General features: G+C 66.1%; 13 protein-coding genes. 6 read left to right on the top strand and 7 right to left on the bottom strand.

What is annotated here, in order from left to right; translation table 11 throughout:
- Positions 1 to 178 precede the first annotated feature (178 nt).
- Genes phnE through RS899_RS19845 form a run of 4 tightly spaced genes read right to left on the bottom strand, consistent with a single transcriptional unit; the run spans position 179 to position 3,442 of the window.
- On the bottom strand, positions 179 to 949 hold the full coding sequence (phnE, locus tag RS899_RS19860) for a phosphonate ABC transporter, permease protein PhnE (protein ID WP_315807901.1): 771 nt from the start codon (positions 947 to 949) through the stop codon (positions 179 to 181).
- Positions 946 to 1,788 carry a PhnE/PtxC family ABC transporter permease gene (locus RS899_RS19855; protein ID WP_054907402.1) on the bottom strand — a complete coding sequence of 281 codons (843 nt, stop codon included), beginning with the start codon at positions 1,786 to 1,788 and terminating at the stop codon, positions 946 to 948. The genes phnE and RS899_RS19855 overlap by 4 nt, the downstream gene beginning before the upstream one ends.
- A complete protein-coding gene (locus RS899_RS19850) occupies positions 1,782 to 2,588 on the bottom strand; it encodes a phosphonate ABC transporter ATP-binding protein (RefSeq protein ID WP_315807900.1) in 807 nt (268 codons plus the stop codon). Before RS899_RS19850 ends, RS899_RS19855 begins: the two co-directional genes overlap by 7 nt.
- Positions 2,585 to 3,442, bottom strand: a complete 858-nt coding sequence (locus RS899_RS19845; RefSeq protein WP_315807899.1) for a putative selenate ABC transporter substrate-binding protein — start codon at positions 3,440 to 3,442, stop codon at positions 2,585 to 2,587. The genes RS899_RS19850 and RS899_RS19845 overlap by 4 nt, the downstream gene beginning before the upstream one ends.
- Before the next feature lie 167 nt (positions 3,443 to 3,609).
- Here RS899_RS19845 and RS899_RS19840 point away from each other — a divergent pair, with 167 nt between their 5' ends.
- Together RS899_RS19840 and RS899_RS19835 are read left to right on the top strand one after the other, a co-directional pair.
- A complete protein-coding gene (locus tag RS899_RS19840) occupies positions 3,610 to 4,509 on the top strand; it encodes an NAD(P)-dependent oxidoreductase (RefSeq protein ID WP_315807898.1) in 900 nt (299 codons plus the stop codon).
- Entirely contained in the window at positions 4,506 to 5,297 is a 792-nt protein-coding gene (locus RS899_RS19835) for a hydroxypyruvate isomerase family protein (RefSeq protein ID WP_054907406.1), read from the top strand. The genes RS899_RS19840 and RS899_RS19835 overlap by 4 nt, the downstream gene beginning before the upstream one ends.
- A 12-nt stretch (positions 5,298 to 5,309) precedes the next feature.
- On the opposite strand, the gene RS899_RS19830 is transcribed toward RS899_RS19835, so the two are convergent.
- Complete coding sequence (locus RS899_RS19830) at positions 5,310 to 7,472, bottom strand: putative bifunctional diguanylate cyclase/phosphodiesterase (RefSeq protein ID WP_315807897.1); 2,163 nt, start codon at positions 7,470 to 7,472, stop codon at positions 5,310 to 5,312.
- 296 nt (positions 7,473 to 7,768) lie between these two features.
- On the opposite strand from RS899_RS19830, the gene RS899_RS19825 reads away from it, so the two are divergent.
- Positions 7,769 to 9,427, top strand: coding sequence for a phosphoethanolamine transferase (locus tag RS899_RS19825; protein WP_054907408.1), 1,659 nt, complete (start codon positions 7,769 to 7,771; stop codon positions 9,425 to 9,427).
- 78 nt (positions 9,428 to 9,505) lie between these two features.
- Here the strand turns inward: RS899_RS19825 and RS899_RS19820 are convergent, their stop codons facing one another.
- Both RS899_RS19820 and rapA read right to left on the bottom strand, forming a co-directional pair.
- Positions 9,506 to 9,958 (bottom strand): universal stress protein, encoded by a 453-nt coding sequence (locus RS899_RS19820; RefSeq protein ID WP_024764627.1) that lies wholly within the window; start codon positions 9,956 to 9,958, stop codon positions 9,506 to 9,508.
- Positions 9,959 to 10,279: 321 nt separating this feature from the next.
- The gene (rapA, locus tag RS899_RS19815; protein WP_313464710.1) at positions 10,280 to 13,132 is read right to left on the bottom strand and encodes an RNA polymerase-associated protein RapA; all 2,853 of its coding nucleotides are present in this window, start codon (positions 13,130 to 13,132) and stop codon (positions 10,280 to 10,282) included.
- A 227-nt stretch (positions 13,133 to 13,359) separates the two neighbouring features.
- Between rapA and RS899_RS19810 the strand changes: the two genes are divergently transcribed.
- From RS899_RS19810 to RS899_RS19800, 3 genes are read left to right on the top strand one after another with little or no spacing between them, the layout of a single operon-like run.
- The gene (locus RS899_RS19810) at positions 13,360 to 13,665 is read left to right on the top strand and encodes a hypothetical protein (protein ID WP_054907410.1); all 306 of its coding nucleotides are present in this window, start codon (positions 13,360 to 13,362) and stop codon (positions 13,663 to 13,665) included.
- Between the two features lie 48 nt (positions 13,666 to 13,713).
- A complete protein-coding gene (locus RS899_RS19805; protein WP_054907411.1) occupies positions 13,714 to 14,313 on the top strand; it encodes an alpha-ketoglutarate-dependent dioxygenase AlkB family protein in 600 nt (199 codons plus the stop codon).
- Complete coding sequence (locus RS899_RS19800; protein ID WP_089285726.1) at positions 14,310 to 14,471, top strand: hypothetical protein; 162 nt, start codon at positions 14,310 to 14,312, stop codon at positions 14,469 to 14,471. The genes RS899_RS19805 and RS899_RS19800 overlap by 4 nt, the downstream gene beginning before the upstream one ends.
- The last annotated feature ends 127 nt before the right edge of the window (positions 14,472 to 14,598 follow it).

The following is a 14,598-nucleotide window of genomic DNA, read 5'->3' as shown; positions in this document are numbered from 1 at the left end:
CGTACGCAATAAAAAGCCCGGCCTGTGTGCCGGGCTTTTTATTGCGTGCAGTTCAGTCCCGCCAGGCGCCGGCGGTTTACCGGTAGGAGCGAGCTTGCTCGCGAACGGATTCACCGGTGACTTGGTCGTGAGGCGGTTCGCGAGCAAGAACCGGGCGTCCCACTCGCTTCTACCAGCGCTAATGGCTCACCCAGTGCTGCCGCGCCCAGGCGCTGAGCGAATCCACACACAGCACCAGAAGCAGCATGGCGAGGATCACGGTCGCCGCCTGGGCCTGCTGGAACAGGCTGAGGCTGAAATACAGCATCTGCCCCAGCCCGCCCGCGCCGACGAAGCCAAGCACGCTGGCCATGCGGATGTTGTTCTCCCAGCGGTAGAGCATGTACGCCACCAGTTGCGGCCAGACGGCCGGCAGGGTGCCGTAGGCGAATGCAGCGACGCGTCCGCCACCGCCCAGGCGCACGGCCTCTGCCGGGGCGCTCGGGGTATTCTCCAGCGCCTCGGCGAACAGCCGACCGAGCACGCCGCCGGTGTGCAGGGCCAGTGCGAGCGTGCCAGCGTTCGGGCCCAGGCCGGCGGCCAGCACCATCAGCGCACCCCAGACCAGCTCTGGCACCGCGCGCAGGGCGTTGAGCAGCAGCCGCGAGAGGCTCTGCGCAATACGCCCGAAGCGCCCGGCCGCGGGCAGCGCCAGCAGCATGCCCAGCAGCGCTGCGAGCAGGGTGCCGATGGCCGACATGGCCAGGGTCTCCAGGGCGCCGCGCCCGACTGCCGCGAGGTGCGTTGCGCTCAGGTCCGGCGAGAGGAAATCGCGCCCGTAATCGAGCATCTGGCCCAGGCCGCGCGCGTCGAACAGGCCGCCGCTGTCCATCTCCAGGTAGGCGAAGGACGCGCCGATGGCGAGCAGGATCAGCAGCAGCCAGCCCAGGCTGCGCAGCAGGCCGGTCATTCGAGCCTCCCGCGCAGGAAGCGGCTGAGCAGGTCGGCACCCAGCACCAGGACCAGGAAGGTCAGCAGGATGCTCGCCACTTCGCCGCCGGCGAACATGCGCAGCGACAGGTCGATCTGCTGGCCGAGGCCGCCGGCGCCGACGAAGCCCATCACCACCGAGGCGCGGATCGCGCACTCCCAGCGGTAGACGGTGTAGGAAATCAGTTCCGCCGCCGCCGAGGGCAGTACGCCGTAGGCGAAGGCCTGCAACCGCGAGCCGCCGCCCAGCAGCACGGCGCGCGTCGGTCGCGGGTCCACCGATTCGAAGATTTCCGCGTAGACCTTGCCGAGCATGCCGCCGTAGGTGATGGCGATGGCCAGCACGCCAGCGGTGGGGCCCAGGCCCACGGCGCGGACGAACAGCAGCGCCCAGACGATCTCCGGCACGCTGCGCAGCACGATCAGCAGGCCGCGCACCGGCCAGCGCAGCGCGCGCGCCCACCAGGCCGGCAGTCCGCCGCGGGGCAGGGCGGAGATCGACAGCGCGCGGGTTGCCAGCAACGCGGCGGGGAAGGCGATCAACCAGGCCAGGGCCATGCCGGCGGTGGCGATGGCCAGGGTTTCCAGGGTGGCTCGGCCGAGCAGGGCGAGGAATTCCTCGTCATGGGCCGGCGGCCAGAAGCCTGCGAGGAAGTTCGCCATGGTCCGCGCGTTGTCGCCGCTGAACAGGCCGGCGATATCCAGTTCGGACAGGCGCACTCCAGGCCACAGCAGGGCGAGGGCGAGCAGGGTGAGCAGCAGGCGCGGCAGCGCCGCCGGATCGCGGGGCGAAGTCTTCGACAGAGCAGGGTTCAGCATCGCGGGATCTGCACCACCACAGGCCTGCCTTCCGGCGAGGAAACGCCCTGCTGGCCGAGCTGCTCGTTGGCGTAGAGGGTGCGCAGGTCATCGGGAGTGATGTGCTGTGCTGCCTTGTCGAAGGCGATGCGACCGTCGCGTATTCCGACTATGCGCGGGAAGTGCTGCAGGGCGAGCTCGACCGCATGGAGGCTGGCCAGCAGGGTTACGCCACGGTCCTGCGCTTCGCGGGTAAGCACGCCGAGGGTGTGGCCGGCGAGCACGGGGTCCATGGCCGAGACGGGTTCATCCGCCAGCAGCACTTCAGCCTGCTGGTACAGCGCACGGGCGATGCCGACGCGTTGCAACTGGCCGCCGGAAAGCTTGTCGCAACGTTCGAAGAGCTTGTCGCCCAGGTCCAGGCGCTGCAATTCGCTGCGGGCGCCGGCGCTGTCGATGGGGTAGAGCAGGCTGGCCAGGCTCTTCCACAACGGCCACTGGCCGAGACGGCCAGCGAGCACGGCGGTGACCACGCGCTGGCGCGGCGGCAGCGGCGGGGCCTGGTGAATCAGCGCGATGCGGGCACGCAGGCGCTGGCGCGCGCCGGCACCCAGCGTCCAGGGCTGGGCGTCGAGCAGCTCGTAGCGCCCCGCCGAGGGATGCAGGGCGGTAGCCAGGATGCGCAGCAGGGTGGTCTTGCCGGCGCCCGAAGGGCCGATGATCGCCACCCGTTCACCGGTATCGACACTGAGGTCGATACCGGCGAGCGAGCGCTGGCCATTGGCGTGGATGTGCTCCACGCCGGTCAGTTTCAGGGTCACTTCAGCAGGCCGGCGGCGCGCGCCGATTCCTCGATGCCCTTGTAGTTGTCAGGCTGGGTCTCGATGAAGCGGCTGGCCGCCTGCAGGTCGAGGATTTCCTTGTCGCGCGGCTTGCTCGGGTCGAGGGCGAGGAAGGCTTTCTTGATCTTCTCGGCCAGGGCCGGATCGAGGTTGCCGCGCACGGTCCAGTTGTAGTCGTAGTAGGTCGGTGTAGTGGCGAAGACCTTCACCTTGCTGGTGTCGACCTTGCCGCTGTCCACCAGCTTCTGCCAGACCGAAGCGTTGAGCACGCCAGCGTCGACCTTGCCGGCCTGGACCCAGGCAACGGTGGCGTCGTGGGCGCCGGAATAGGCGACGCGGGAGAAGAACTGCTCGGGCACCACGCCGTCCTTCTGCATGAAGTAGCGCGGCATCAGGCTGCCGGAGGTGGACGATACCGAGCCGAAGGCGAAGGTCTTGCCCTTGAGGTCCTGGATCGATTTCACATTCGGGTCGGCGGTGATGAATTTGCTGGTGAACTGCTGGTCCTGCTCGCGCTGCACCAGCGGGATGGCGTTGCCGGTCTTCAGGCGCGCCTGGACGAAGGTGAAGCCGCCCAGCCAGGCCATGTCCAGGCGATCCGAAGCCAGGGCTTCGACCACGCCGGCGTAGTCGGACACCGGGATGAACTTCACCGGCATGCCCAGTTGCTCTTCAAGGTAGGCGCCCAGCGGCTTGAACTTGCGCAGCAGCTCGGTCGGGGCTTCGTCGGGGATGGCGGAGACCTTGAGTTCCTTCGGTGTATCGGCGTGGGCGAGAACAGCGGACAGGGACAGAGCGAAACCGGCGGCGAGCGCCAGGGTGCGTTTGAGCATGGGGAGAGTTCTCCGGGTCAATGGCGGAAAAAACTCCGGGAGTATAGTGGCGGCGCGACTGTTTGGCTGCCCTGCGGTTTCGTCGCGGCGCCTTCGGCCGGCAGTGACCGGCGCCTGTTAGAATGCCGATCCCCGTACTTTTCCCGCCTCTGTACTGGAGATTGTCCATGTCGTCCGCCATTCCCTCCCTTGCCTTCGCCGGCCTCGGCCTGATGGGCGTGCCCATGTCGCGACGCCTGCTCGCTGCCGGCTATCCGTTGACCGTGTGGAATCGCTCCGCTGGCAAGCGTGAGCTGCTTGCGGCAGAGGGCGCCAGGGCCGTGGAAAGGCCTGCGGACCTGTGCGCGGATGCCGAGGTGGTGATGCTCTGCCTGGCCGATACTGCCGCCGTGCGCGAAGTGGTGTTCGGTGCTGGCGGCATCGTCGAAGGCGCTCGTGCAGGCCAGGTGCTGGTGGACTTCTCCAGCCTGGAACCGGCCGCCACCCGCGAGATGGCCGCCGAGCTGGAAGCGCACACCGGCATGCGCTGGGTCGACGCGCCGGTCTCCGGCGGTACGCCGGGCGCCGAAGCCGGTACGCTGGCAATCATGGCGGGCGGGCGCGTCGAGGACATCGAGCGCGTGCGGCCGATCCTGGCCCATCTCGGCCAGCGCCTGACGCGCATGGGCGATGTCGGCGCCGGGCAGGTGACCAAGGTGTGCAACCAGATGATCGTCGCCTGTAATGCGCTGGTGATCGCCGAAGTGGTGGCGCTGGCGGAGAAGTCTGGCGTCGATGCCAGCCTGATCGCGCCCGCCCTGGCCGGCGGTTTCGCCGATTCCAAACCCTTGCAGATCCTGGCTCCGCAGATGGCGCAGAGCCAGTTCGAGCCGGTGAAGTGGCACGTGCGCACGCTGCTCAAGGACCTAGACACTGCCGTGAAGCTTTCCCGCGAGGAAGGCTCGGCCACGCCCATGAGCGGCCTCGCCGCGCAACTGATGCGCCTGCACGGCAGCCAGGGCAATCTTGAACGCGACCCGGCTACCCTGGTCGAGCAATACCGTCTTTCGAAGGAATTTCCCGCATGAAACTCTGCGCCAACCTGTCCCTGCTGTTTACCGAAGTCCCGCTGCTGCAGCGTATCGACGCCGCCGCCAAGGCCGGTTTCGAGGGCGTGGAGATCCAGTTCCCGTACGACGTCCCCGCGCAGGACCTGAAAGCCGCGCTGGACGACGCCGGCCTGCCGCTGATCCTCATCAACCTGCCGGCCGGCGACCTGATGCAGGGCGGCCCGGGCATTGCCGCTGTGCCGGAGCGCGCGGCGGAGTTCGAGGCGGCGCTGGCCAAGGCGCTGGACTACGCGCGCATCGTCAAGCCGCAGCACGTCAACGTGCTGGCCGGCCGGCTGGTCGAGGGGCAGGAGCGCGAGGTTGCTCTGCAGACCCTGGCCGAGCGCCTGCGCAGCACCTGCGATGCCTTCGCCGGCACGGGCACCGACGTGCTGATGGAAGCCATCAACTGCCATGACATGAAGGATTTCCTGCTCAATACCCCGGAGCACCTGCAGGACATGCTCGAGCGCGTGGCGCGGGAAAACCTGCGTGCGCAGCTGGACCTCTACCACATGGCGCGCATGGGCCTGGAGCTGGTGGATTGCATCTACGCGCTGATGGGCCAGATCGGCCACGTGCAGTTCGCCGACTACCCCGAGCGCGGCGAACCGGGCTCGGGCGAGATGGAATTCGAAGTACCGCTGCAGGTGCTCGACGACGTCGGCTACGACGGCTGGCTGGGCGCGGAGTACCGCCCCACCGGCACCACCGCCGACTCCCTGCGCTGGCTGCCGCGCTGGCGTGCGGGGAAATTCGACTTCTGAGTAACCCCGCAGTTAGGCCTGATTGCGCAGCAAGGCTGTGTCGCTGTCTTCGCGGTAGGCCTCGAGGAATTCCACCAGCGCGGAGAGGGGCAGCGGGCGGCTGAACAGGTAACCCTGGGCCAGCTCGCAATGGTTGTCGCGCAGGAACGCCAGTTGCTGCGCGTGCTCTACGCCCTCGGCGATCACCTTCAGGTGCAGCTTCTGCGCCATGGCGATGATCGCCTGGGCGATCTCGCTATCGCGGCGCGACTGCGGCACGTCGCGGATGAAGGAGCGGTCCACCTTCAGCGCATCCAGCGGCAGCTGGCGCAGGTAGGACAGCGATGAGTAACCGGTGCCGAAATCGTCGATGGAAAGGCTCACACCCAGCTCGCGCAGGCGGTTGAGCAAGGGAACGGCCTGGCTGATATTGGACATCACGGCGTTTTCGGTGACCTCCATCTCCAGGTAGCGCGCGGCAAGGCCGGTGTCTTCGAGCGTCTGCTGGACTTCATCGACCAACCCTTCGCGGCCGAGGTTGCTGGCGCAGCAGTTCACCGCTACCCGCAGGTCCTTGTAGCCCAGGTCGTGCAGGCGTCGCAGGTCCTCGCAGGCGCGGCGCAGTACCCAGGCGTCGAGCGCACCGATCAGGCCATTGGCGGTCGCCAGGCCGATGAAGCGGTCCGGCGCCAGCAGGCCGTGGGTAGGGTGCTTCCAGCGCACCAGCGCTTCGAGCTGTTCCACTTCGCCATGATCGATACGCAGGATCGGCTGGTAGTAAAGCACCAGCTCGTCGTCCCACAACGCCTTGCGCAGTTCTTCCTCCAGCTGCAGTTCCTGGGTCGCCTTGGTCTTCAGGTGCGGGCTGAAGAAGTGCGTGGCGTTGCGGCCGTTGCCCTTGGACTGATAGAGCGCCAGGTCCGCGTGCTTGAGCAGTTCTTCGGGTTGATCGCCGTCGTTGGGGAACAGGCTGATGCCCACGCTCATGGTCATCACCAGGTTGCGCCCGGCCGTGCTGATCGGCTCCTTCATGCGCTGCATCAGGCGTTGGGCGAGGATGCGCGCCTCGTGGTCCTCCCCCAGGTCGGCGAGGATGCAGAACTCGTCGCCGCCAAAGCGCGCCAGCAGGTCGGTGCTGCGCAGCGCACTGCGCAGGCGCTCGGAAACGATGCACAGCAACTCGTCCCCGGCGGCATGGCCAAGGGAATCGTTGACCCGCTTGAAGTGATCGACGTCCAGCAGGATGACCGCCATGCCCTGGCCCTTCTGCCGATTGCGCTGCAAGCGGGCGGTGAATTCCTCGTTGAGCGCGTTGCGGTTATGCAGGCCGGTGAGGCCGTCGAAGCGAGCCAATTGCTGCAGCGAGGCATTGGCGTGGTCCAGTTGGCTGAGCAGGGCGTTGACCCGGCTCAACTCGCTTTCCTTGCTTTCCAGGCTGTCTTCGATCCAGGCCGCCCAGAGCCCGGCGAGCACCACGGCGAGGGCCAGCAGGCCGACCATCAGGCCGAGCTGGATGGCGTTGTTGCGCCCCAGGTCCGCCACCGGCGCTACCCAGGTGGGCAGGGTCAGGGTCAGGGCGGCCATGCCGGTGAAGTGCATGCTGGCGATGGCGCCACCCAGCAGCAGGCTGGCGAAAACCTGGTAGAGCCACTGGCGGCCCGCCGGCTGGCGATTGAGCACCGGTGCCAGCACCAGCGCGACGAAAGCTACCAGTACGGCCATCAGCACCGACAGGGTGACCAGCAGCGGGTCGTAGTGTTGCATCGGCGGCGACTCGATGGCAGCCATGCCGGTGTAGTGCATGCCGGCGATGCTCGCGCCGATGCAGCAGGCGGCCAGCAGGTATTGCAGGGGGCTCAGGCCTGCATGGGCGAGCAGGCGCATGGCGATTACGCAGATGGCGATGGCGATGAGCAGGGAGATCAGTGTCAGGCCGCCGGTGAAGTGCAGCGGCACGGAGGAGTGGAAGGCCAGCATGGCGACGAAGTGCATCGACCAGATGCCACTGCCCAGGCAGATGCCGCCGACCCACTGCCAACGGTGCGCGTGTTGCGGCGCGCGGACCATCCGCGCGGCGATGCTCAGCGCGACGAAGCTGGCGACGCAGGCAATGAGGATGGCCAGCAGGACCAGGCCGGAATTGTGAGAGCACTCCAACAGCACAGCATCGGGTAAGGCGTCCTTCTGCCAGTCCATGGGCGGGATGCTCCAGATGTCGAGGGAGGTAGTTGGCGAATTGATATCACTTTGATGTGAGTCTAGGAAGCTGTCTGCGGCTCGCAAGGTCTGACGGTCTTTTCCGACAAACTGGTTAATACGAAACGACGTACGGTAGTGCCAGGTTCTGCTTTGATATTGTCCAGATTCTGAAGGACGGGCAGTGTTTCGAAATTGACACTTTTTTGACTAATTGCCCGCTAGAGTTGCGCCGCCGGCCGGCAGCGTCGGCCATCCCATTTTCTATCCGACTATCGATGTAAGGAGTGCGCTCGATGTCCGAGGGCAAGCGCCGCCTCTTCCCCCAGGTCAGCTCTGCAAGGCTGGTCCTGCTGTTCTCGCTGGCACTGGTGTTGTTCTACAACTTCGCCACCTGGCGGGCCCTGAACAGCCTGGTGCCCATGGAGGGCCTGTGGGGCGTGGCGTTCTTCGCCTCGTTCGCCTTGTTCCTCTGGGCCGCCTTCACGCTGTTGCTGACCCTGGTGTCCTTCCGCCCCTTGCTCAAGCCTGCGTTGACCCTGGTGGCGCTGGTTTCGGCGGCGGCGGCGTACTTCATGAACTCCTACGGTGTCGTGATCGATACCGTGATGGTGCAGAACGTCATCGAGACCAACCCCGGCGAGGCTGCCGCGCTGTTCAGTGCGCGCATGGTCGGCTACCTGCTTCTGCTGGGCGTGCTGCCGGCGGTGATCATCTGGTTGACGCCGGTACGCTACAGCTCATTCTTCCGCGGGCTGCTGAACAAGGTGCTGGTCATCTTCGGTTGCCTGGTGGTGGTCGCCGTGTGCGTCGGTTCGTTCTATTCCACCTACGCCCCGGTATTCCGCCAGGAAGAGAAGCTGACGCACTTCATCAACCCGACCAACTACATCTATGCGGTGAGCAAGTTCACCAAGCAGCGCCTGGGCATCAAGGAAAACCTGGTGGTGCAGCCCATCGGCGAGGACGCGGTGATGCCGCGCAAGGTGAATGCCGACGGCAAGAAATCGCTGATGATCTTCGTGGTCGGCGAAACCGCCCGTGCGGACCATTTCTCACTCAACGGCTATGAGCGCGAGACCAACCCGGAGTTGAAGAAGCTCGATATCCTCAACTTCACCAACGTCAGCTCCTGCGGTACGTCGACGGCGGTTTCCGTGCCCTGCATGTTCTCGAAGTTCCCTCGCGAGGACTACAGCGACAAGAAAGGCAAGACCAACCAGGGGCTGCTGGACATCCTCCAGCGAGTCGGCGTGTCGGTGCTCTGGCTGGACAACAACAGCGATTGCAAGGGCACCTGCCTGCGCGTGCCCAGCCGCGATATCTCGAAGAATCAGCCGGGCCCGTTCTGCGACGGCAATCGCTGCCTTGACGAAGCCATGCTGCAGGACCTGCAGGCCTACATAGATGGCCTGAAGGACAACGCGATCATCGTCCTGCACGCCGACGGCAGCCATGGCCCGGAGTACTACGACCGCTATCCGAAGACCATGGAGCGCTTCACCCCGGTCTGCCATACCAACCAGTTGGGCAGCTGCAGCAAGGAAGAGCTGGTGAACGTCTACGACAACACCATCCTCTACACCGACTACTTCCTGTCCAAGGTCGTGGAGCTGCTCAAGCACAACGAGGGACGCTTCGATACCTCGATGCTCTACGTCTCCGACCACGGTGAGTCGCTGGGCGAGAACGGCGTATATCTGCACGCCGCGCCCTATGCCATCGCGCCGAAAGCACAGACCCACGTGCCGATGGTGATGTGGTTCGGCAACGGAGCGCTGGGTGGAATGGGCGTCGATCGCGGCTGCCTGGAGAAGAAAGCCGGCGGCGACGAGCTGAGCCATGACAACCTGTTCCATTCGGTGCTCGGGCTTTACGGTGTGCAGACCAGCCTGTACCAGCCGGACCTGGACATCTTCCACACCTGCAAACGCGCCATGACCGCTTCGCAATGACTGAAGCGCCGACCTGAACGGCGGCCATGAAAAAGGCCCTGCGGCAAAAGCCGCAGGGCCTTTTGTTTGCCGGGGCTGTTACTTCTCGCGAACCAGCAGCACCGGGCGGTTGCTGACGCGCAGCAGGCCTTCGGCCACGCTGCCCAGCATCAGGCGGCGTACGCCACGACGGCCGTGGGTGCCCATGACGATGACATCGGCCTTGGAGGCTTCGGCCTCGATCTCGATGCGCTCGGCGATTTCCTCGCTGGCGCGCTCCTGGCAGACCCGCTCGAAGCTGGTTTTCACCGGGAACTCAGCGATCTTCTCCTTCGCCTTGCCGAGGATGTCATCGGCGGCCTTCAGCGCGGCTTCGCGCAGCGGCTCCGGGTTGTAGTACACCGCGTAGTCGGGCAGATGGCGCAGCGGGCTGTCGACGATGGTGATAACGCGCAGCTCGCCGCCGCTCAGTTGGGCCAGCTTGGCCGCTTCGACCAGGGCTCGGTCGGAAACCGGGCTGCCGTCCACCGCTACCAGAATGCGCTCGTACATGATGTGTTCCCTCAATGAGTGGCTTGGTAGGGAAACTCTATCCCCCCATGGGCGAGAATCCCTTGCGCAGCGTCAATGGTAGTCGGTGTGCCCGAATGTGCCGGGAATAGAGCGGCGTAACGCGGTGTTTCGGTGGTGCGGGGCGTGGGAGCAGACTCTGTCCGCGATCGTGTCGTCCATGCGCCTGTCTTGCCCACGGAGCCGCCGATTCGACATCGCGGACGGAGCCCGCTCTGACACAGGCCAGCATGGACAGGTGCCCATGAAAAAAGCCGCCACCGGTTGTCCGGTGGCGGCTTCTTCATTTCAGCGTTGCCGCGATCAGCCGGCGACCAGCACGCGGATCGCCTCCAGGCGCAGCGAGGCCTTGTCCAGCATCGCCAGGCTGTCGTCACGCTGCTTGCGCAGGGCATCCAGCTCGCTGTCACGCACGCTGGGGTTGACGGCCTTGAGCGCGGTCAGGCGCGCCAGCTCTTCGTCCAGGGTCGCTTTCAACTGCTGGCGAGCCAGCTCCACGCGCTCGGCATGGCGCGGGGTGATCTTGGTCTCGGCCACGGAGAATTGCTTCGCCAGCACGTCGCGCTGGGCCTGCACGAACTTGTTGGCGCTGGCGCGCGGCACGCTTTCCAGCTGGTCGTTCAGGGTGTCGAAGGACACGCGCGAGGACAGGTCGTTGCCGTTGGCGTCCATCAGGCAGCGCAGCGCCACTGGCGGCAGGAAGCGGCCGAGCTGCAGCTTGCGCGGTGCCACGGCCTCGCTGACGAACAGCAGTTCCAGCAGCACGGTACCGGGCTTGAGTGCCTTGTTCTTGATCAGCGCCACCGAGGTATTGCCCAGCGAGCCGGACAGCACCAGGTCCATGCCGCCCTGCACCATGGGGTGTTCCCAGGTGAGGAACTGCATGTCTTCGCGGGCCAGGGCCTGGCCGCGGTCGTAGGTGACGGTCACGCCTTCGTCGTCGCCCAGCGGGAAGCTGGCGTCGAGCATCTTCTCGCTCGGACGCAGGATCAGGGCGTTCTCGGAATGGTCCTCGCTGTCGATGCCATAGGTGTCGAACAGGCGCTCCATGTAGATCGGCAGGGCGAACTGGTCGTCCTGTTCCTCGATCTCCGCCACCAGCGCCTCGCCTTCGCCGGCGCCACCGGAGTTGAGCTCCAGCAGGCGGTCGCGGCCGTTGTGCATCTCGGCTTCCAGCGCCTCGCGAGCAGCGGTGCCTTCGGTCAGCAGGGCCTCGAAGGCGTCATCGTCGCCGCCGTCCAGCAGTTCCACCAGGCGCGGGCCGAAGCGGTGCTGCAGGGCGTTGCCGGTGGGGCAGGTGTTGAGGAAGGCGTTCAGCGCCTGGTGGTACCACTGGAACAGACGTTCCTGCGGGCTGTTTTCCAGGTGCGGGACGTGGATCTGGATGGTGTGCTTCTGGCCGATCCGGTCCAGGCGGCCGATGCGCTGTTCCAGCTGGTCCGGGTGGGCCGGCAGGTCGAACAGCACCAGGTGATGGGCGAACTGGAAGTTGCGGCCTTCGCTGCCGATTTCCGAGCAGACCAGCACCTGGGCGCCGAACTCTTCATCGGCGAAGTAGGCGGCGGCGCGGTCGCGTTCGAGGATGCTCATGCCTTCGTGGAACACGGTGGCCGGGATGCCGGACTTCAGGCGCAGGGCGTCGCCCAGGTCCATGGCGGTCTCGGCGTGGGCGCAGATCACCAGCACCTTGTACTGCTTGAGCATCTTCAGGGTGTCGATCAGCCACTCGACGCGCGGGTCGAAGCGCCACCAGCGGTTGTTCTCGTCGCCGTCGTCGGCCTGGGCCTGGAAGCTGACTTCCGGGTAGAGGTCCGGGTGCTCGCCCAGCGGCAGTTCCATGTACTCGATCGGGTTGGTCAGTACGTAAGGATGCAGTTGGCGCTCCGGGAAACCCTGCACGGCGGCACGGGTGTTGCGGAACAGCACGCGGCCGGTGCCGTGGCGGTCGAGCAGCTCGCGCACCAGGCGGGCGCGGGATTCTTCGTTGCCGCCCTCGACGCTGGCCAGCAGTTCGTCACCCTCGCTGCCGAGGAAGCCGTGGATGGCCTGGCGCGCGGCAGGGGAGAGGGTGCCCTGGTCGACCAGCTCCTGCACCGCTTCGGCCACCGGGCGGTACTGGCTGCTTTCGCTGCGGAAGGCTTCCAGGTCGTGGAAACGGTCCGGGTCGAGCAGGCGCAGGCGGGCGAAGTGGCTGTCCAGGCCGAGCTGTTCCGGGGTCGCGGTGAGCAGCAGCACGCCGGGGATGACCTGAGAGAGTTGCTCGACCAACTGGTATTCCGGGCTGGCCTGTTCCGGGTGCCACACGAGGTGGTGGGCCTCGTCGACCACCAGCAGGTCCCATTCGGCGGCGAACAGCGCGTCCTGGGCCTTCTCGTCCTCGCGCAGCCATTCCAGCGCCACCAGCGCCAACTGGGTGTCCTCGAAGGGATTGCTGGCATCGCTCTCGACGAAACGCTCGCGGTCGAACAGCGCGACTTCCAGGTTGAAGCGCCGGCGCATTTCCACCAGCCACTGGTGCTGCAGGTTCTCCGGCACCAGGATCAGCACGCGGCTGGCGCGGCCGGAGAGCAGTTGGCGGTGAATCACCAGGCCCGCTTCGATGGTCTTGCCCAGGCCCACTTCGTCGGCCAGCAGAACGCGCGGCGCCATGCGGTCGGCGACTTCGCGGGCGATGTGCAACTGGTGGGCGATGGGTTGCGCGCGGGCGCCGCCCAGGCCCCAGAGCGAGGATTGCAGCAGGCGGGTGCGGTGTTCCAGGGTGTGATAGCGCAGGCCGAACCAGGACATCGGGTCGATCTGCCCGGCGAACAGGCGGTCGCTGGCCAGGCGGAACTGGATGAAGTTCGACAGCTGGGTTTCCGGGACGGTGTGCTGCTCGTTCTGCGCGGTCAGGCCGTGGTAGATCAGCAGGCCGTCGATCTCGTCCACTTCGCGGACGGTCATCTTCCAGCCTTCGAAATGGGTGATCTCATCGCCCGGTGCGAAGCGCACGCGGGTCAGCGGCGCATTGCGCTCGGCGTACTGGCGGGTATCACCGGTAGCCGGATAGAGCACCGTGAGCATGCGGCCGTCCAGAGCGAGGATGGTCCCCAGCCCAAGTTCCGCTTCACTGTCACTGATCCAGCGTTGACCGGGTTGATACTGCGCCATGGACACCTCCCAAAAAAAGCCGGCTATGGTACCGGAACGCGCAGCGTTCAGCGATGGCGATCGACGCCTCCGGTCGTCCGAAATGTCGCTGGTGCCGCCGGCAGGTGCCGGGTTTCACGGCAGATTCATCGCGAATCGAAGAAAGTGTAGCGAGGCGGGCTCAAGTCTCTAGCGCTTGCGCCGATAGCCTGACCAGAGGACTTCCCACCGAGCTTCGGCGCAGGAGCATCCCGATGCTGCCACTTGTACCGACCCATTTTGCCCCCGTCACTGCCCAGCAGGACGTGCCCAGGCCGCGACCGGATGTCACCCCGGTGACCCCACCTGCGCCCAGTGCCGGCAACGCTGGCGTGGAGCTGGAGCGCCGGCCGGACGAGCAGGCGCTCAAGGACGAGTACCAGCGCCGACGCAAGCGTCGCGAACAGGCCGACGGCACGCCCGAGGGCGAGGCGCTGGAGGAGCTGGAAGAAGTCGAAGAGTTGGGTGAAGGCGTGCAGGCCGCGCCGCGCAAGGGACTGTGGATCGATGTCGAGGTCTGACTTCCCGGGGGAGTAGACTCTGCCCATTGCTGAATCCCCGAGCCTTCCATGCTGTTCGACGACGCCCCCATCCTGCTGCCCGATGCAGAGCTGCGCCTGACCCCCGACTGGTGCCCGCCGCCGCGTGCTGCCCGCTGGCTGGCGCAGTTGCTGGCCGAGACGCCCTGGGAGCAACCGCTCGTCCATCTGCACGGCCGCGACTACCCGGTGCCGCGCCTGGTCAATTGGTACGGCGATCCCGATGCCTTCTATACCTACTCCGGCCTGACTCATGCGCCGCTTCCCTGGACGCCGCTACTGGCGGAGATTCGTGCCGCGGTGGAGGCGGCGGCCGGGCAGCGCTTCAATGGTGTGCTGCTCAACTACTACCGCGACGGCCAGGATTCCATGGGCTGGCACAGCGACGACGAGCCCGAACTCGGGCGTAATCCAGTGGTGGCCTCGTTGAACCTGGGAGGCACGCGGCGCTTCGACCTGCGGCGCAAGGGACGAAACACAATCGAACATTCCATCGCACTGTCCGACGGTTCGCTGCTGGTCATGTCCGGCGCGACACAGCATTATTGGCAACATCAGGTCGCCAAGACGCGCCGTCCGGTCGCGCCGCGCCTGAATCTGACTTTCCGCCTGGTGCATGCCCTGCCATGAGCAACGACGACAAGCTGATCGATTTCACCGCCGAGCGCGACAAGCGCATTCACGACGTGCACGAAAAGCGCCTGCAGGATGTACGCAAGGCCTTCGAGCAGGCGCTGCCGCTGGGCAAGTCGCGCAAAAAGGGCAAGAGCAAGCCGAAGAAGCGCTGAGTTTCGTCGCCACCAATCCCCCGCTTTACCCGCAAACCCCCGCCCTGCGCGGCTTCCCGCCGCACCCTGTCCCCTCCGAATCTTGACCTGCGTCAGTGCTCCGGGCCTCCCCGGAAAGCGCCTTGTC

Source organism: Pseudomonas sp. C9-3, from assembly GCF_032392015.1.
In the GTDB taxonomy this organism is placed as follows: Bacteria; Pseudomonadota; Gammaproteobacteria; order Pseudomonadales; family Pseudomonadaceae; genus Pseudomonas; species Pseudomonas nitroreducens.
This window is presented reverse-complemented; position numbering and strand designations above follow the sequence as displayed.